16 protein-coding genes are annotated in these 16,808 nt (G+C 65.5%); 11 read left to right on the forward strand and 5 right to left on the reverse strand.

Annotated elements, in window-relative coordinates:
* The first annotated feature begins 12 nt into the window (after window positions 1–12).
* Genes GQE99_RS00485 through GQE99_RS00525 form a run of 9 tightly spaced genes read left to right on the forward strand, consistent with a single transcriptional unit; the run spans window position 13 to window position 8,392 of the window.
* The gene (locus GQE99_RS00485) at window positions 13–660 is read left to right on the forward strand and encodes an amino acid ABC transporter permease (RefSeq protein WP_161349627.1); all 648 of its coding nucleotides are present in this window, start codon (window positions 13–15) and stop codon (window positions 658–660) included.
* Between the two features lie 27 nt (window positions 661–687).
* The gene (locus tag GQE99_RS00490) at window positions 688–1,344 is read left to right on the forward strand and encodes an amino acid ABC transporter permease (protein WP_161349628.1); all 657 of its coding nucleotides are present in this window, start codon (window positions 688–690) and stop codon (window positions 1,342–1,344) included.
* A 16-nt stretch (window positions 1,345–1,360) separates the two neighbouring features.
* Window positions 1,361–2,131: an amino acid ABC transporter ATP-binding protein gene (locus GQE99_RS00495; protein WP_161349629.1), complete on the forward strand. Its 771-nt coding sequence runs from the start codon at window positions 1,361–1,363 to the stop codon at window positions 2,129–2,131.
* On the forward strand, window positions 2,128–3,480 hold the full coding sequence (locus tag GQE99_RS00500; RefSeq protein ID WP_161349630.1) for an aminotransferase family protein: 1,353 nt from the start codon (window positions 2,128–2,130) through the stop codon (window positions 3,478–3,480). The genes GQE99_RS00495 and GQE99_RS00500 overlap by 4 nt, the downstream gene beginning before the upstream one ends.
* Window positions 3,477–4,169, forward strand: a complete 693-nt coding sequence (locus GQE99_RS00505) for a CoA transferase subunit A (protein ID WP_161349631.1) — start codon at window positions 3,477–3,479, stop codon at window positions 4,167–4,169. Before GQE99_RS00500 ends, GQE99_RS00505 begins: the two co-directional genes overlap by 4 nt.
* On the forward strand, window positions 4,156–4,809 hold the full coding sequence (locus tag GQE99_RS00510; protein ID WP_407943779.1) for a 3-oxoacid CoA-transferase subunit B: 654 nt from the start codon (window positions 4,156–4,158) through the stop codon (window positions 4,807–4,809). Before GQE99_RS00505 ends, GQE99_RS00510 begins: the two co-directional genes overlap by 14 nt.
* Before the next feature lie 11 nt (window positions 4,810–4,820).
* Complete coding sequence (locus GQE99_RS00515) at window positions 4,821–6,110, forward strand: ArgE/DapE family deacylase (protein WP_161349633.1); 1,290 nt, start codon at window positions 4,821–4,823, stop codon at window positions 6,108–6,110.
* Window positions 6,111–6,119: 9 nt separating this feature from the next.
* The gene (locus tag GQE99_RS00520; protein ID WP_161349634.1) at window positions 6,120–7,277 is read left to right on the forward strand and encodes an amidohydrolase; all 1,158 of its coding nucleotides are present in this window, start codon (window positions 6,120–6,122) and stop codon (window positions 7,275–7,277) included.
* Window positions 7,268–8,392, forward strand: coding sequence for an alanine racemase C-terminal domain-containing protein (locus GQE99_RS00525; protein ID WP_161349635.1), 1,125 nt, complete (start codon window positions 7,268–7,270; stop codon window positions 8,390–8,392). The genes GQE99_RS00520 and GQE99_RS00525 overlap by 10 nt, the downstream gene beginning before the upstream one ends.
* A 26-nt stretch (window positions 8,393–8,418) precedes the next feature.
* Here the strand turns inward: GQE99_RS00525 and GQE99_RS00530 are convergent, their stop codons facing one another.
* The 3 genes from GQE99_RS00530 to GQE99_RS00540 all read right to left on the reverse strand — a co-directional run bounded on the left by GQE99_RS00530 (window position 8,419) and on the right by GQE99_RS00540 (window position 11,295).
* Complete coding sequence (locus GQE99_RS00530) at window positions 8,419–9,768, reverse strand: sensor histidine kinase (protein WP_161349636.1); 1,350 nt, start codon at window positions 9,766–9,768, stop codon at window positions 8,419–8,421.
* Window positions 9,765–10,244 (reverse strand): hypothetical protein, encoded by a 480-nt coding sequence (locus GQE99_RS00535; protein ID WP_161349637.1) that lies wholly within the window; start codon window positions 10,242–10,244, stop codon window positions 9,765–9,767. The genes GQE99_RS00530 and GQE99_RS00535 overlap by 4 nt, the downstream gene beginning before the upstream one ends.
* Window positions 10,245–10,317: 73 nt before the next feature.
* Window positions 10,318–11,295: a response regulator gene (locus GQE99_RS00540; RefSeq protein WP_161349638.1), complete on the reverse strand. Its 978-nt coding sequence runs from the start codon at window positions 11,293–11,295 to the stop codon at window positions 10,318–10,320.
* 439 nt (window positions 11,296–11,734) lie between these two features.
* Between GQE99_RS00540 and GQE99_RS00545 the strand changes: the two genes are divergently transcribed.
* The gene (locus GQE99_RS00545; protein WP_161349639.1) at window positions 11,735–12,337 is read left to right on the forward strand and encodes a thioredoxin family protein; all 603 of its coding nucleotides are present in this window, start codon (window positions 11,735–11,737) and stop codon (window positions 12,335–12,337) included.
* 133 nt (window positions 12,338–12,470) lie between these two features.
* Here GQE99_RS00545 and GQE99_RS00550 read toward each other — a convergent pair whose 3' ends face one another.
* Window positions 12,471–13,202 (reverse strand): FkbM family methyltransferase, encoded by a 732-nt coding sequence (locus tag GQE99_RS00550; RefSeq protein WP_161349640.1) that lies wholly within the window; start codon window positions 13,200–13,202, stop codon window positions 12,471–12,473.
* 112 nt (window positions 13,203–13,314) lie between these two features.
* Window positions 13,315–15,210, reverse strand: coding sequence for a sigma 54-interacting transcriptional regulator (locus GQE99_RS00555; RefSeq protein WP_161349641.1), 1,896 nt, complete (start codon window positions 15,208–15,210; stop codon window positions 13,315–13,317).
* Window positions 15,211–15,417: 207 nt separating this feature from the next.
* Between GQE99_RS00555 and GQE99_RS00560 the strand changes: the two genes are divergently transcribed.
* Window positions 15,418–16,806 (forward strand): CmpA/NrtA family ABC transporter substrate-binding protein, encoded by a 1,389-nt coding sequence (locus GQE99_RS00560; RefSeq protein WP_161349642.1) that lies wholly within the window; start codon window positions 15,418–15,420, stop codon window positions 16,804–16,806.
* The last annotated feature ends 2 nt before the right edge of the window (window positions 16,807–16,808 follow it).

The following is a 16,808-nucleotide window of genomic DNA, read 5'->3' on the forward strand; positions in this document are numbered from 1 at the left end:
GAGACCGCGCCAATGGACGTCGATCTGATGATGCGGGTCTACCCGTTCTTCCTGAAGGCGGCATGGGTCACAATCCAGCTGTCGATCCTGACGACGATCCTGGGGCTGGCCTGCGGGGCCCTCGGCGCCGCGGCCCGCCTGTCGCGGTTCGCGTTCCTGCGGTTCCTCGGCGCGGCCTATGTCAGCGTGATCCGCGGCACGCCCGCGCTGATCCAGTTGTTCATCCTCTACTTCGGCGGACCGCAGATCGGCATCCAGCTCGACGCGTTCGAGGCCGGGGTCATCGGGCTCGGCGTGAACATCGGCGCCTACATGACCGAAACCATCCGCGGCTCGATCATCGCGATCGACAAGGGGCAGCGCGAAGCGGCCCGCACGCTTGGCCTGTCGAAGGTCCAGGCGTTCCGGAAGGTCACGCTGCCGCAGGCGTTCCGCCTGATGATCCGCCCGCTCGGGGTGAACATCAACGCGCTGATCAAGGGCACGGCCCTGGTCGCCGCGATCTCGGTCGTGGAACTGACCTATACCGCGCAGCGCTACATCGGATCGACCTACAAGCCGTTCGAGATGTTCCTGCTGTCGGGCGTTCTCTACATGATCATCATCTACGGCACCGGGCGGGTGATCACCTGGCTCGACAGAAAGGCACGGATCGTATGACGCGCGCCGAGACGAAAGGAGGCCGTCATGGGGCTTGATTTCACCGTTGTCCCCGGCTTCATGGACATCATCCTTCTGGGCGCCCTCTGGACCGTCGCGATCACGGTCGCCTCGGCGGTGCTGAGTTTCTTCGGCGGCATCTTCTTCGCCGTGATCGCGCTCTACACACACTGGACCGTCCGGCTTCCGTTCAAGGCTTTCGAATGGCTCTTCATGGGCACGCCGCTGCTGCTCCAGCTGTTCCTGATCTATTTCGGGCTGGTGCAGATCGGTATCGACCTGCCCGCCTTCGTGGCCGGGGTCGTCGGGCTGGGCCTGCACTTCGCGGTCTACAATTCCGAGCTGATCCAGACCGCCATCATCGCGGTGGACAAGGGCCAGATGGAGGCCGCGCGCACCCTGGGCCTCAGCCGGGGCGAGGCGCTGCGCAAGGTCGTCATTCCGCAGGCCGTGCGCGACGTGATCCCGCCCATCGGCAACAACATGATCGCGCTTCTCAAGGACAGCGCGCTGGTGTCGGTGATCGGGGTGAGCGAGCTGACGCTGTCGGCGCAGCGCGTGATCGGCAAGACCTATCGCCCGTTCGAGTTCTACCTCGTCGCTGCCGCGGTCTACTACGTCATAAACCTTTGCATGGAGTGGGTGCAGCGCCGGATCGAACGCCGCATCGCCCTTTCGCGCTGATCTCACGAGGCTCAAGATGACCGAAGAAAAACATTTCGTCGAAATCCGCCACGCGAAGAAATCCTTCGGCACGCTCGAAGTGCTCAAGGACATCAACCTGACCGTGGAGCGCGGCCAGATCGTTGGCATCATCGGCTCGTCCGGTTCCGGCAAGTCGACGCTCCTGCGCGCGATCAACGACCTCGATCCGCTGAGCGGCGGCGAGGTCTGGCTGGACGGGGTGCAGGTGAACAAGTCGCTGCCGCACCGGCAGTACGAAAAGCACATCAACGCGATGCGCCAGCAGGTCGGGATGGTGTTCCAGCACTTCAACCTGTTTCCCCACCTCACGGTGCGCGACAACGTGACGATGGCCCCGAAGCTCCTCAAGGGGATCTCGAACGACGAGGCCGAGACGCTCGCGCGCGAACAGCTCGAGCACGTCGGGATGCTGGAGAAGATCGACGCCTTCCCCTCGCAGCTGTCGGGCGGCCAGAAGCAGCGCGTTGCGATCGCGCGCGCGCTTGCCATGAAGCCCAAGCTGATGCTCTTCGACGAGGCGACCTCGGCGCTCGACCCGGAACTCGTGGAAGAGGTGAACCAGGTCATGAAGAAGCTCGCCGAAGAGCACATGACCATGATCATCGTGACCCACGAAATGGATTTCGCGGCCTCGGTCTGCGACCGCGTCCTGTTCATGGAGAAGGGGGTCGTGGTCGAAGAGGGCCCGCCCGAGGTGATCTTCAAGAACCCCGAAAAGCAACGTACGCGCGAATTCCTGCGCAAGCACATCGAAGGTGCCGCGTGACCGACGAAGCCTCCCACCTGTTCTACCAGACCCGCAACCCGCGCCCCTTCCTGGAGCGCGGCGAGGGCATCTACCTGTTCGACGAGAGCGGCAAGCGCTACATCGACGGCTCGTCGGGCGCGATGGTGTCGAACATCGGGCATTCGAACCCGCGTGTTCTCGCGAAGATGAAGGCGCAGATGGACAAGGCGACCTTCGGCTACCGCCTGCATTTCCGCACCCACCCGTCCGAGGACCTGGCCGCCAAGACCGCCGCGATGACGCCCGAGGGGCTCGATCGCGTGTTCTTCGTCTCAGGCGGTTCGGAGGCGGTGGAGAGCGCCGTGAAGCTCGCGCGCCAATACGCGCTGACACAGGGGCAGGGATCGCGCTACAAGGTCATCTCGCGTTTTCCGTCCTACCATGGCTGTACCTTCGGCGCGCTCGATCTGACGGGTTACGACCCGCTGCGCGAACCCTTCGCGCCGATGATGGAGGGCATGCCGAAGGTGGCCGCCCCGGCGACCTACCTCGATCGCGACAACCTGAGCGAGGACGAGCGCGGGCTCAAGTATGCCGAGCTTCTGCGCGACCGGATCATCGAGGCCGGGCCCGACACGGTGCTGGCCTTCGTGATGGAACCGGTGGGCGGCGCGTCGACCGGGGCGCTGGTTGCGCCCGACAGCTACTACGGCCGCGTGCGCGAGATCTGCGACGAGTTCGGCGTGCTCCTGATCTACGACGAGGTGATGACCGGGGCCGGGCGCACCGGCAAGTTCCTGGCCGCCGAACACTGGGGCATCACGCCCGACATCGTGGCCATGTCCAAGGGCTTCGGCGCCGGCTACGCGCCTCTCGGCGCCATCGTCGCGCCCGCGCGCATCGTCGAACCCGTGCTCGACGCGGGCGGCTTCCTCCACGGCTTCACATACGCGGGCAACCCGCTGGCCTGTTCGGCCGGGCTCGCCGTGCTGGAGGAGCTGGAAGAGCAGGGGCTGATCGAGAACGCGGCCCGCATGGGCGACGTCCTGATGGACGAGCTGCGCGGCCTCATGGAGCGCTACCCGTTCATCGGGGACGTGCGCGGCAAGGGGCTCCTGACGGCCTTCGAATTCGTCGCCGACCGCAGCACGATGGAGCCGCTCGCCCCGAAGCTCAACGCCTACGACCGGTTGGTCGAACTGGCCTACGAGCGCGGCCTCATCATCTATTCGCGCCGCACGCGCGGGGGGACGGCCGGAGATCATTTCCTGATCGCGCCACCGCTCATCATCACCCGCGAGCAGATCGGCGAGATGATGGCGATCCTGCACGATGCGCTTGACGCTTTCGCCGAAGAGGTGGGGCTGCCCGTCGAGGTGGCCGCATGAGACTGCCCGACAAGCAATGCACGATGGAAAGTGCCGTCGCGCGGGTCAAGGACGGCGACACCGTGATGGTGGGCGGCTTCGGTGTGCCGGGCACGCCCATGACCCTGATCCACGCGCTGGTGGCGCACGGGGCACGGGATCTCACGCTCATCAAGAACGATGCCAACGAGCCGGGGATGGGCATCGACCATCTCCTGCGAAACGGGCAGGTGTCGCGGCTGATCACCACCCATCTCGGGCTCAACAGCGACGCGATCGCGCTGATGAACGCGGGCGAGATCGAGGTCGAATTCAACGCCCAGGGCATGCTGGCCGAGCGCATCCGCGCCGGCGGCTCCGGCATCGGGGCGGTGCTGAGCGACGTGGGGCTCGGCACGGAGCTCGCCCGGGGCAAGCAGGTCGTGGAGATGGCAGGCACGTCCTATCTTGTCGAGACCGCGCTTCGGGCGGACGTGGCGCTGATCCATGCCGACCGCGCCGATCCCTTCGGCAACCTCGCCTACGTGGCCACGGCCCGCAACTTCAACCCGGTCATGGCGATGGCCGCCGATTGCGTGATCGCCGAGGTCGAAACGGTCCTGCCACTGGGCGGACTCCCGGCCGACACCGTCCACACGCCCGGCGTGTTCGTCGATCACGTCGTCGAGCTCGAAGCGCTGTCCGAGGAGTATGCCGTTGTCCAACGCTAGGGATCGCATGCTGGCCCGCGCCGCGCGCGAAATCGCGCCGGGGATGGTGGTCAATCTCGGGATCGGGCTGCCGACCAAGGTGATCAATCACTTGTCGGCCGACTTCGAGGTGTGCCTGCATACCGAGAACGGCATGTCCGGGATCGGCCCGTCGCTGTCGCCCGAACGCGCGGATCGCAACCTGATCGACGCGGGCGGGGCCTATGTCTCCACCGTGCCCGGCTCGGCCTTCTTCGACAGCGTCACGAGCTTCGCGATGGTGCGCTCCGGGCGGCTCGACCTCACCATGCTCGGCGCGTTCGAGGTGGCCGCGAACGGGGATCTCGCCAACTGGAAGATCCCCGGCAAGTTCAGCCCCGGCGTCGGGGGCGGGATCGAGCTCGCGCAGAAGGCGCGGCGCGTGGTCGTCCTCACGACGCACACCGACCGGGCCGGGAATCCGAAGCTGAAATCCGAATGCGTGCTGCCGCTGACCGCGCGGGCCTGCGTGGCGCGGATCTTCACCGACATGGCCGTCATCGACGTGGGCCCCAACGGGTTCGAACTGGTCGAAACGGCAGAGGGTGTCACGCCCACGGATGTGGCGGCCGCCACGGACGCGCCGCTGGTCCTGCCCGAGATGACGCCGCCAACCTTCTGAAAGACCGCCGCATGCAAGATCTGAACGCCCGCCTGTGCGATGCCGTCGACGCCGCCTTCGACCGGCAGGTCGATTTCCTGTCGGAGCTGACCGCGCATCCCTCGACACGGGGCAACGAACAATCGGCGCAGGAATTCATGGCCCGTCAGCTGACGGCGCGCGGGTACGCGCTCGACCGCTGGCAGATCGACGTGGCCGAGATCGAGCACCTGCCGGGCTTCTCCCCGGTGCTGGGGCCCTACGAAGATGCCGTCAACGTCGTGGGTACGCATCACGCGCACACCGGAAAGGGTCGGTCGCTGATCCTGAACGGGCATATCGACGTGGTGCCCGAAGGGCCCCTCGACATGTGGGATACGCCGCCTTTCGAGCCGCGGGTCGAGGACGGCTGGCTCTACGGGCGCGGCGGCGGCGACATGAAGGCGGGGCTCGCCTCCAACCTCTTCGCGCTCGACGCGCTGACGGCCTGCGGGCTCGCCCCGGCGGGCAACGTGTTCTTTCAATCCGTGGTGGAAGAGGAATGCACCGGCAACGGGGCGCTCGCCTGCCTCGCGCGCGGCTACAAGGCCGACGCGGCGCTGATCCCGGAGCCCTTCTCGGAAAAGCTCGTGACCGCGCAGCTCGGCGTGCTCTGGTTCCAGGTGCACCTGAAGGGGTTGCCCACCCACGTGGCCTATGCCGGCACCGGGTCGAACGCCATCGAGGCGGCGATCCCGCTAATCGGCGCGCTGCGCGAGATGGAGCACCGCTGGAACGCGGCCGAACGGCGCACGGACGACTTCGCCCACATGGATCACGCGCTGAACCTCAACGTGGGCAAGATCCAGGGCGGCGACTGGGCCAGTTCGGTCCCTGCATGGTGCGTCTTCGACGTGCGCATGGGGCTCTTTCCCGGCCAGTCGATCGACGATGCGAAGGCCGAGATCGAAACCGTCATCCTGGATGCGGCGCGCCAGAACGCCTTCCTGCGCAATTCGCTGCCCGAGATCGTCTATCACGGCTTCCACGCCGAGGGGTACGCGCTGTCGCAGGACAGTTCGGCCCGGGCGGTCTCAGCCATCGACGCGCTGGACCGGGCGCATTGCGCGGTCGGCGGCGACGCGCTGGAACGGACCGCGATCACCGCCACCACCGACGCGCGCTTCTTCGGGCTTTATGCCGACACGCCGGCGTTGGTATATGGCCCGCGCGCCGAGGCCATCCACGGCTTCAATGAACGCGTCGAGCTTGAAAGCATGCGCCGGGTGACCAAGGCGACGGCCATGTTCATCGCCGACTGGTGCGGCGTCGAGACCCGTTGAGGAGCCGGAATGCCCGTTCTGTCCCCATCCCGCATCGCCCGTCTGACCTATCTGCGCCACGCGCTGCACCGGCGGCCGGAGGTGTCGGGCGAAGAGCGTGAAACGGCCGCGACCATCGCCGGCGAACTGGAGGCGCTGGGCGCCGACCGCATCTGGCGCGCGCTGGGCGGGCATGGCGTGGCGGCCGAGTTCCGCGGCGCGGCGCCGGGGCCGACGGTGCTTCTGCGCTGCGAGCTCGACGGTCTGCCGATCCGCGAGATTTCGGACGTCGCCCATCGCTCCGAGGTGGCGGGCAAGGGGCACCTGTGCGGCCACGACGGGCACATGGTGTCCATGCTCGGGGTCGGCATGTGCCTTGAGACCCGGCCCGCGTCCGGGCGGGTGATCCTGCTCTTCCAGCCGGCCGAAGAGACCGGCGCCGGGGCGCAGGCCGTCATCGACGATCCACGCTGGCCCGAACTGCGCCCGGACTATGCCTTCGCCTATCACAACCTGCCGGGTCGCCCGCTGGGCGAGATCGGCCTGCGCCCGGGGCCGGGCAATTGCGCGTCGCGCGGCATGCAGGTGATGCTGGAGGGCAAGAGCTCTCACGCCGCCGCGCCAGAGGACGGTCTCTCTCCCGCCGCCGCGATGGCCGCGCTGATGACCGATCTGCCCGCGCTGGGCGGGGGGCGGATCGGCGACGACGACTTCGCGCTGGCGACCCTGACCCATGCCAAGTTGGGGGAGCCGACCTTCGGGATCGCCCCCGGCGAGGGCGAGCTGCGCGTCACGCTGCGCTCCATGACCAATGCGCGGATGGACACGCTGATGGAAGAGGCTGAAGCATGCATCGCGCGCCACGCGCGCAGGCTGGGTGTCACGGTGACCTGGCACGACGTGTTCCGCTCCGTCGTCAACGACCCGGACGCCACGGACATCGCCCGCACGGCCGCCGCCGCGCGCGGGCTGACCACGCACGACATGGCGCTGCCCCTGAGCTGGTCCGAGGATTTCGGCCGTTTCGGCGATGACGGCGCCCGCGCCGCGCTGCTCTATGTCGGGGCCGGCGAGGACCAGCCGCAACTGCACAATCCGGACTACGACTTTCCCGACGCGCTCATCCCCGTCGTCACGGACCTGTTCGCGGGCATCGTCGACGCGCTTCTCGGCGAAAAATGCGCGTAGAGGCGGTCGGCCTTCCCGCGTCCTGGTGCCGGATCCACCTCGACCGCGTGTCGCACAACCTCGAACGCGCGCTGGCGCTCGTGCCCGACGGGCGCAGCTTTTGTGCCGTTCTTAAGGCGGACGCCTACGGGCACGGCATCGACCGGATCGTGCCGATCGTGCGCGAACAGGGGGTGGGCACCGTCGGGATCACCTCGAACCAGGAGGCTTTCGCGGTGCGCGCGGCCGGGTTCGACGGACGCCTGATCCGCCTGCGCGCCGCCGTGCCCGAAGAGATCGAAGGCGCGCTCGAGGCCCGCGTCGAAGAGCAGGTGGGGTCCCGCCAGGCCGCCCTGCATCTGCGTGCGCTCGCGAACGCGGGCCGGCTGCGCACGCCCCTTCACCTCGCCCTGAACGCGGGCGGCATGGCGCGCGACGCCCTGGACATCTCGACCGAGCCGGGCCGGGTGCTCTGCCGCGAGATCCTCGACGCCGTCGGGGGGCATGTCGGCGGCATCTGTTCGCATTTCGCCTCGAACACGCCCGATGCCCTGCCGCGTGCCTCCGCGCTTTTCCAAGGCGAGGTGGCCTGGGTGCTTGCCAACAGCGACCTGCGGCGCGAGGCGCTGTTGGTCCATGTCGGAAGCTCGCTCACGCTGGTGGCCGAGACGCCGGTGGAGACCGACATGTATCGCTGCGCGGCGGTCCTCTACGGTATCCTGCGGCCCGAGTGGGGGTTCGTCCCCACGATGGACGTCGAGGCCCGGGTCGTGAGCCTTCAGGATTATCCCGCGGGCACGCCCGTGGGCTACGACCACGCGACGCGGCTGTCGCGTGCAAGCCGGCTGGCCTGCGTGTCGATCGGCTACCAGAACGGGTTCGACCGGGGGGCCGGCGGGCGCAGCGATGTCGTGGTCCGCGACCGGTTCGCGCCGGTCGTCGGCAAGGTCTCGATGAACGCGATCGTCGTCGATGTGACGGATGTTCCCCGCGTGGCGGTGGGGGACACGGTCGCGATATTCGGGGGCGGCCAGGCGCAGGCCATCGCCCCTGCGCAGGCCGAGCGCCAGTTCGCCACCATCATGGCCGATCTCTATTCCGACTGGGGCCTGCGCAACCCGCGCCACTATGGCTGACCGGTCCGGCCAGGGCCGTCATCGGCTCATTCGGCCAACGGGAAGCTCACGATGAAGGTGCTGCCCTTGCCAAGCTCGCTTTCCACGGTCAGCCCCGCGTCATGCGCCTTCGCGATCGCCTTCACGATCGCGAGGCCAAGGCCGGTGCCACCGCGTTCGCGTTCGTTCGAGGAATCGACCTGCTGGAACCGCTCGAAGATACGAGACCTGTCCTTCTGGGGAATGCCCCGACCGTGGTCGCGCACGGAGACGATGGCGCGTCCCGTGTCGGTTCTGAGGTTCACCTCCACCTTGCCGTCCCGCTCCGAGAACTTGACCGCGTTGGACAGAAGGTTCGACATCAGTTGATCGATCCGGGGCGCATCGGCCTTGATCCGCACGTCCGGCTCGATGCCGTCCGAGACGATCTCGACCCCGTAGGAGGCCGCGTAGGCCTTGTTGCTTTCGATCGTGCGCTCCAGCATCCGTGACAGGTCGACCACCTGGAAATCGAACTCCATCTTGCCGGATTCGAACTTTTCCGCGTCCAGCAGGTCGTTGACGAGCCGCCTCAGCGCCGTGCAATTGTGCTCGGCGATTTCGACCAGGCGGCCTGCGGTGGCAGGCGATTGCGTCCGGATGCCCCGTTTCAGCAGCTCGAGCGACGCCGTGATCGAGGTCAAGGGCGTGCGCAGCTCGTGGCTGATCACCGCGATGAATTGCGATTTTGCGATATCGGCGGCATGGGCTTCCTGCAACAGCGCCTTCTGTTCGCGCAGCGAGCGCCGTGACTGCACGCTGTCGAGGGCGAAGACGACGAAGAGCAGGAAGGTGGCCCCGGACAGGATCAGGCCCATGACGAGGATCGTGCGCGCGATGGCGACCAGGTCGACACGGATGTCGTTCGACTCGGTCAGCGACGCCTGGAGCACGTCGAGCCCGGCCGCCCGCAGATCTCCCAACTCCTGTTCGAACGCTCCGACAAGTGCGCGTGCCTGCTCCGCATCGTTCGGGCCAAGCGCGGCGACGCGATCCTCGGTGGTTTCGAGAAGAGAGGCGAGGCGGTTGTAGACCGTGAGATCCACCCCGTACTCGTTCAGGGTCTCGAGCGTCACGCCGCGCCGCATCTGGTCGAGCCGGCTCCAGAGGATGTCGAACGCGGTCTGCACGTCCGATGAATCCGCCTGGTCGTCGGCGTACTTGAGCAGCGTGTTGTTCAGCCGGAGCGTGTCGAATTCGACGCTGGTCACGAACCAAACCGGGCCACGCGACAGCCGCTGGACCTCGAGCACGCTCATCCTCTGGTTCATGTCGAACAGCCTCAGGCAGGCATAGCCGAGCACGATGATGGCCAGGATCAGGATGACCCAGCGGTAGCGCGTGACCTTGGTGGTCATTTGATGGCGATGGCCGTGAGCTGCCAGACCAGACGGCTGTTGTAGATCGGCGCCTGGAGTTCCGGGTGATCGGACATCGGGTAGATGATCCAGAGCGGCCCGTTCTCGCGCACCGACATGCGTTCGCCGTCGCGTTCCAGCGCGACCATGACGTCGTAGTTCGCCGCGTCGGCGTAGGGCATGTCGAAACGGTAGTCGTTCAGCGCGATCAACTCCAGCGTGGCGTCCTCCGGCACGGACAGGGGCGCCAGAACGTCCCGCAGGAGCGGTCCGGAAAACTCGGTCGGCACGTCGACGAAATCGTTGATCGTGTCGTACCGCGCCTGGGCGAGCGCCTCGAGATCCTCGAGGTCGTAGCGCACGACCAGCGGCGCGTCCGCTTTCACGTCGCTCGTGATGGTCAGCACCGGGTTGGCCGTGGCCAGAGTCGGCGCAAGGCACAGGAGGGCCATGCCGAGGAGACCGAGGATCTTCATGTGGTGCGTCCTTCCAGTTGTTTGGGGTATGAGGACACTCGTGAACGGGTCGGCGGCCGGGCCCCGCCCGGCACTAGAACATCTTGCGGCCCAGGAATTCGACGCCGCGGGCCGCGTGCTTTTCCTTCACGCGCGCGAGTGCGGCTTCGAGCGCCAGGTCTTCGAGGTCCTCGAGGCGCAGGCCCCGTCGCGCGCTGGGCGCCACCGGCGCGCCCACGGCGACTTCGATCTCCAGCGGTGCGCCGTCGTCGAAGGTGAGGTCCATGTCATCGAGCGCGTGCTGGATTTCCGCCTCCAAACGCTCCGCCGCGTCGAGGTTCGCCGCGCTCGAACAGCAGACGAAGGTGCCGGCGCCGACGTAGCTCATGATGACCGATTCCAGCCGGGGCGATGCCATCGCCGCGTCCGCGATCTGGCGCAGCGCGTTGTCGAAGACGGCGGGCGAGCCCTTGTCGAATACGTTGCGGCCGTTCTCGATGTGAAGGGCGAAGAACACGCAGCCCTTCACGCCCATCCGGGAGACTTCCGAGACGTAGTTGGACAGCGCCTGCCGGGGAATGAGCCCCTTGATGCCATGAATGGTCCTGGGGTCGGCGAACCCCGTTTCGGGCGCCTTTTCGTCGGACTGGTCCGGCTTCGCGAACACGCGCGTCAGCTTGCGCACCCGGCGCTGTTCGTCGCTGAGGAACTTGGCCACGCGCACGCGGGCGCAGAGCTCGGACACGTCGAAGGGCTTGGTGGCGTAATCCGTGGCGCCGGCCGCGAATGCCTCGTCGATGAACGACTTGGCATGCATGGCCGTCAGCATGATGATCGGCGCTCTCTGGTAGTCGGGGAGTTTTCGGATCGCGCTGCAAAGCTGGATGCCGTTTTCCCCCGGCATCTGGATGTCCAGCAGGAAGCAGTCGAAGGGCTCGTCCTGCTCGAAGATGACGCTCAGCGCTTCCTGGGAAGATCCTGCAACGGTCACGTCCGTTATGCCGGCGTCGGCCAGGATCAGAGGCAGCAATTCGCGAATGGACTGGTCATCGTCGACTGCCAGTATCCGCATGTCCTTGCACTCCCGATACGAGTGTTTCCGAAACGAATTAGTCAATCACACAGAACGGCAAACAGCTTGCCGTGAACCCATCCCCACCGGTTTCGAAAGTCCCACCAGATTCTGGCAAAATTAAGATGAATTGGACGATTTGGTACTCTTCTTATGGATGTGTTGGGGTATTTAAATGATTGAATGATAACAATTTTCGGGTTGCGTGGTGTCCCCTCCGGCGACAGTGGGCAGGAGGCCCTGTTCGCCCGCTTTATCGCGCAATTACATGGCCTTCGTGGGTATCGCGCCGCGTCCGAAAACCGGCGGCCGACCCTGCATGACGACGCGGTCCGGCCCGCATCCGTGCCGAATTCGGGCCCTGCGGCGAGATATGTTACACTCGCCTTCCCCGCGTCTTTTCACGGGCGCGCGGCGGACGCGGAAACGGGAGGAGAACATGAACATTCTGAAGACGGCAGCACTCGCAGGCCTGGTCACGCTGCGCGCCGGTACGGCCGCCACCGCCGAAGTCGGGCCCGACGGGCTGCACATGCAGCCCTTTTTCGCCAACACCTTTCTCGACATGTCCGAGGACCTGTCGGAGGCCACCGCCAACGGCAGGGACCTTATGGTGATCGTCGAACAGAACGGCTGCCCCTATTGCGCCGAGATGCACAACGTGAATTTCGCGCGCGACGAGATCGTTTCCTACGTGGAGGACAACTTCCTCGTCATCCAACTCGACATGTGGGGTTCGCGCGAGGTGACGGGGTTCGACGGCGAGACGTTGGAGGAAAAGGATCTCGTGCGGAAATGGTCGGTGAACTTCACGCCCACGACGCTGCTGTTCACGGCCCCGGAGGCCGGATCGCCGCCCGATGACATGCAGGAGGCCCTGGCCTTCGCCATGCCGGGGTATTTCAAGCCCTTCCACCACCTCTCCGCGCTCCAGTACGTGGCCTCGGACGGGTACAAGGAGCAGCCGAATTTCCAGCGCTGGCTTCAGGCGAAAGCGGACGCGATGCGCGAAGACGGTGAGGAAGTCACGATCTGGGAGTGAGGCGCTTTCGCGCCACTCTCACGGGACGCATGCATTCAAGCGGCGCGACGGCAGGCTTGTCCTGCAATCCACCGGCAGCGGGCTGATCGGCGTGGAGGGGCCGCATCAGATCCCCTCGGGGGTGGAAACAAGCCTACGGCCGGACGAAGAAAGCGTCGAACTGCAGGAGCCGCCCGGTTTCGGGTTCACGGAAGCCCGGCTCCAGATCCCAAAGGCCAAATCCGAGACTTTCAAGGAATTCGATATAGAATTCGTAGGTCTTGTCGTTCTCATAAAGGGATACCAAACTGCATTCGAGCTTGACCGCCATGATCTGTTTCAAGGCCCGAAGCGCGCCTTTCAGAACCTGCTCTTCGTATCCCTGAACATCTATCTTGAGCAGTGTCTTTGAAGTCGATTTCACATATTCGTCGAAGATCGCATCGATGGTCGTGACATCAACCTCTTCGATGTCGATGTAGCGTGATCTCGGCGCACTCTGAGCGTGCAACTCTCCCATATCGAGAAATGAAGAACTCTGCCCGTTGTTTCCAGCGACATTGATCTGCAATTTGCTGTGTTCGTCACCAATTGCTGTCCGCGGGTGCACCGTCCAATTGTCGAAGGGGCGGGCGGCCTCGACCAATTGCGCATGGGCTTTGAGGGTAGGTTCGAAACTTACTATTCTTCCGGCGAAATCGTTTTCGATAAGCTTTTTCGCGAATTGCCCTCGGTTTGCTCCGATGTCGAAAACAAGATTAATTCCTAGATACTCGGCTATTTTCATGAACGACGGAGGCTTTTCTAAGGGTGGTGCAGTCTGCACCGGTCCCAAACCCAAGCGTTCAAAGATCCGTTCGGTCAAAGCCACATGGAAATCCTTCATGTAATCAATCAGGGGGCGACGCCCCGGCGAGGATCATCTGAGAGCAAACCTGTTGGAGGGACAACCCTTTATGTCGAACGCCCATTATGGCCCTCTCCGACCGCCGCGCCCTTCAGCGCACGGGTGCTGCGGGGGCGGGCGCGGGGTCCGACCAGTCGCGCTCTTCGATGCCATAGCGTCGGATCCGTGAGTAGAGCGTCGTGGGCCTGACGCCGAGGATGGCCGCGGCGCCACCGGGGCCAGAGACCTTGCCACCGGTTTCGCGCAGGCAGGCGACGAGGTTGTCGCGGATCATGGCGTCGATCTCGGCCTCGGTGCGGATCGGCATCGCCTTGTCGCGCCCACCGGGTTGCGGGGTGCCCAGTTCGAGGATGATCTTGCCCCCGCCCGAAACGATCGCGGCCCGTTCCACGACGTTGCGCAGTTCGCGGACGTTGCCGGGCCAGGGGTAGTCCATCATCTGCTGCACGGCGCGCTCGGTCAGGGTGGGGCGCTTGAGGTTCAGGCGCCGGCAGGTGATGTCGAGCAGGTGCGAGGCCAGGAGCGGTATGTCCTCGCGCCGCTCGCGCAGCGGCGCGCAGGCGATCGGGAAGACGTTGAGGTAGAACAGCAGGTCCTCGCGCAGCGTGCCGGATTTCACCGCGGCCTCGGGCGTCTCGGTCATCGCGGCGATCACCTGCAGGTCGAGCGACTTGGCGCGCGTGTCGCCCAGCCGGGTGACGGTCCCGGTCTGAAGCGTCTGTAGCAGCCGACCCTGCGTCTCCAGCGGTAGTTCCGATATGTCGTCGAGAAACAGCGTGCCCCCATGCGCCAGTTCCAGCTTGCCCGGCTTGTCGCGGAGCGAGCCGGGGAAGGCGCCGCGCACCTGTCCGAACAACTCCGCCTCCACGTCGTCGGCCGAGACGCTGCCGCATTTGAAATGAATCATCGCACGCCGGGCGCGGGCGCTGGCGGCATGGATGGCGGTGGCGACGAGCGCCTTGCCGGTGCCCGTCTCTCCGGTGATCATCACCGTTGCGTCGGTCTGCGCCACCAGGTCGATGCGCGCGCGGATCTGACGGATCGCGGCCGAGGTGCCGATGATGTCGTGATGCGCGCGCTCCGAGGTGATGGCTTCCTGCAGGTAGGCGTTTTCCTGTTCCAGCTTGTCACGCAGCGAGGCGACCTCGTCCAAGGCCTCCTTCAGTTTGCGTTCGTTCTCCTTGCGCTGCGTGATGTCGCGGAAGATGACCACCGCCCCGGCGAGCACGCCCTGGTCGTAGATCGGGGTCGAGACGTATTCGACGCGGATCGGTTTGCCGTCCTTTCGCCAGAACACCTCGTCGTCGATCCGGTTGATCTTCTCGAAGCGGAACGACTGGTAGATCCGGCATTCGTGCGCGGGGTAGACGTCGCCGTTCAGGTGGTGGTGGTGAATGAGCGCGTGGATGTTGCGTCCCAGCAGGTCTTCCGAGGTCCAGCCCAGCATCTCGCGCGCCGCGCGGTTCACGAAGGTCGTCTTGCCCTCCGCGTTCACGCCGTAGATCCCTTCGCCCGCCGCGTTCAGGATCAGCTGGTTCTCGCGCTCGAGCTCGGAGAAGAAGCGTTCCGCGCGTTTCCATTCGTTCAGGCCTGCGCGGTGCATGGCGGCGGTTTCCACCTTGGCGGTGCGTTGCTCGAAGGCATGAAGATCGGTCAGGACCAGAAGCAGCCGGCCGGGGTCGTCGGGCAGGGGACGCGCGCGGATTTCGCAGGGGACATGCCGGCCGTCCGCGGCGGTCAGTCCCACGTCGCGCGTCCAGCTCTGGCCCCGGTGGTCCACCTCTTCGATGAAAACGACGAACTGCGGCAGCGATGGCCCGAGCAGGGCCGAGAAGCTCTCGGGTGGCGGGGCCGAGGTCGCGCCGGCCAGCAGCTGCGCCGCGGCACCGTTCCAGGCCTCGATGGCATCCGAGCGGGTATCGATGACGAGTGCGGCGTCCGGGAGGGCGGCCACGAGGGAATCGACGAGGGCGTGCGATGCGGTCATGGCCCCAACATAGCGTGCGCACGATCACCGTGGTCATGAATTTTCGTAATTTACGAAATATCGTGTTTCTGCACCGCCGCAGCGGACAGTTAAGATTTTGCGATCATTGCGTTTTTCATCGCTGCTCAAATGTTATGCGCCGGCTTCCGCGCCGTCAGGTTCCTTGGAAAACTCGGTCTCGCCACGACATTCACGGAAGGAAACCCGATGACGATCAAGAGCCTTGGAAATCCATTCTCCGAAAAGACCGACCTGCGCCATGGTGCGGATTGCGGCTGCGACAGCTGCCTGTCCGGCCACGGTCACGACAAGGATCACGCCGAACCGGCCGCGATGTCCTCGGAGGACATGCTGGAGCGTGCCGTCGAAAGCGCGGTGGTCCGCTCGGTCTTCGGTCAGAACGATCTCAGCCGCCGGTCCTTCATGGGCATGATGGGCGGCGGGACCTTCGCCGCCGCGTTGGCGTCGGTCTTCCCGATGGACAAGGCCAAGGCCGCCATCCTCGACGAATTGGGGCCGCCCGAGAAGACCGACCTGAACATCGGCTTCGTCCCGATCACATGCGCCACGCCGATCATCATGGCCCAGCCGATGGGCTTCTACGAGCGCTACGGGCTCAACGCGCAGGTGATCAAGACCGCGGGCTGGGCCGTGGCGCGCGACAAGTCGTTGTCGGGTGAATACGACGCGAGCCACATGCTGACGCCCATGCCGCTCGCCATGACGCTGGGCGCGGGGTCGGTGGCCGAACCCTACATCATGCCCGCCGTGGAAAACATCAACGGCCAGGCGATCGTTCTGTCCAACGAGCACCTCGACAAGCGCGATCCCAAGCAATGGAAAGGCTTCACCTTCGGCGTGCCGTTCGAATACTCCATGCACAACTTCCTGCTGCGCTACTACGTGGCCGAGTTCGGCCTCGACCCGGACGTCGACATCCAGATCCGCGTGGTCCCGCCGCCGGAGATGGTCGCGAACCTGCGGGCCGGCAACCTCGACGGCTACCTGTCGCCCGATCCGTTCAACCAGCGCGCGGTCTGGGAAGGCATCGGGTTCATCCACACGCTCACGAAGGACATCTGGGAGGGCCACCCCTGCTGCGCCTTCGCCGCGCCCCTGTCCTTTGCCGAAGAGCTGCCCAACACCTACGGCGCGCTCCTCAAGTCCATCATCGACGCGACGCAGTACGCCTCGAACGCGGAAAACCGCAAGGAAATCTCCGAGGCGATCTCGCCCACCAACTACCTCAACCAGCCGGTGCCGGTGATCGAGCAGGTGCTGACCGGGACGTTCGCCGATGGCCTGGGCGAGGTGCAGAAGGTGCCGGACCGCATCGATTTCGACCCGTTCCCGTGGCACTCGATGGGGGTGTGGATCCTCACGCAGATGAAGCGCTGGGGCTACATCGAGGGCGACATCGACTACAAGGCGGTGGCCGAGCAGGTCTACCTCGCCGGCGACTGCAAGAAGGTGATGGCGGATCTCGGCTACGAGGCGCCGGACGTCACCTACAAGTCGCACATGATCATGGGCAAGACCTTCGACCCGGCCGAACCCAAGGCCTATGTCGAAAGCTTCCCGATCGGCCGGGCGTAAGT

Origin of the sequence: Maritimibacter harenae, assembly GCF_009882975.1 — a bacterium.
Taxonomy (GTDB): domain Bacteria; phylum Pseudomonadota; class Alphaproteobacteria; order Rhodobacterales; family Rhodobacteraceae; genus Maritimibacter; species Maritimibacter harenae.

Excerpts from the sequence above, each read along its gene's own strand:
- GQE99_RS00485 (WP_161349627.1), top strand. The coding sequence starts at position 13 with ATGGACGTCGATCTGATGATGCGGGTCTACCCGTTCTTCCTGAAGGCG.
- GQE99_RS00490 (WP_161349628.1), top strand. The coding sequence starts at position 688 with ATGGGGCTTGATTTCACCGTTGTCCCCGGCTTCATGGACATCATCCTT.
- GQE99_RS00495 (WP_161349629.1), top strand. The coding sequence starts at position 1,361 with ATGACCGAAGAAAAACATTTCGTCGAAATCCGCCACGCGAAGAAATCC.
- GQE99_RS00505 (WP_161349631.1), top strand. The coding sequence starts at position 3,477 with ATGAGACTGCCCGACAAGCAATGCACGATGGAAAGTGCCGTCGCGCGG.
- GQE99_RS00515 (WP_161349633.1), top strand. The coding sequence starts at position 4,821 with ATGCAAGATCTGAACGCCCGCCTGTGCGATGCCGTCGACGCCGCCTTC.
- GQE99_RS00520 (WP_161349634.1), top strand. The coding sequence starts at position 6,120 with ATGCCCGTTCTGTCCCCATCCCGCATCGCCCGTCTGACCTATCTGCGC.
- GQE99_RS00525 (WP_161349635.1), top strand. The coding sequence starts at position 7,268 with ATGCGCGTAGAGGCGGTCGGCCTTCCCGCGTCCTGGTGCCGGATCCAC.
- GQE99_RS00530 (WP_161349636.1), bottom strand. The coding sequence starts at position 9,768 with ATGACCACCAAGGTCACGCGCTACCGCTGGGTCATCCTGATCCTGGCC.
- GQE99_RS00535 (WP_161349637.1), bottom strand. The coding sequence starts at position 10,244 with ATGAAGATCCTCGGTCTCCTCGGCATGGCCCTCCTGTGCCTTGCGCCG.
- GQE99_RS00540 (WP_161349638.1), bottom strand. The coding sequence starts at position 11,295 with ATGCGGATACTGGCAGTCGACGATGACCAGTCCATTCGCGAATTGCTG.
- GQE99_RS00545 (WP_161349639.1), top strand. The coding sequence starts at position 11,735 with ATGAACATTCTGAAGACGGCAGCACTCGCAGGCCTGGTCACGCTGCGC.
- GQE99_RS00550 (WP_161349640.1), bottom strand. The coding sequence starts at position 13,202 with ATGAAGGATTTCCATGTGGCTTTGACCGAACGGATCTTTGAACGCTTG.
- GQE99_RS00555 (WP_161349641.1), bottom strand. The coding sequence starts at position 15,210 with ATGACCGCATCGCACGCCCTCGTCGATTCCCTCGTGGCCGCCCTCCCG.
- GQE99_RS00560 (WP_161349642.1), top strand. The coding sequence starts at position 15,418 with ATGACGATCAAGAGCCTTGGAAATCCATTCTCCGAAAAGACCGACCTG.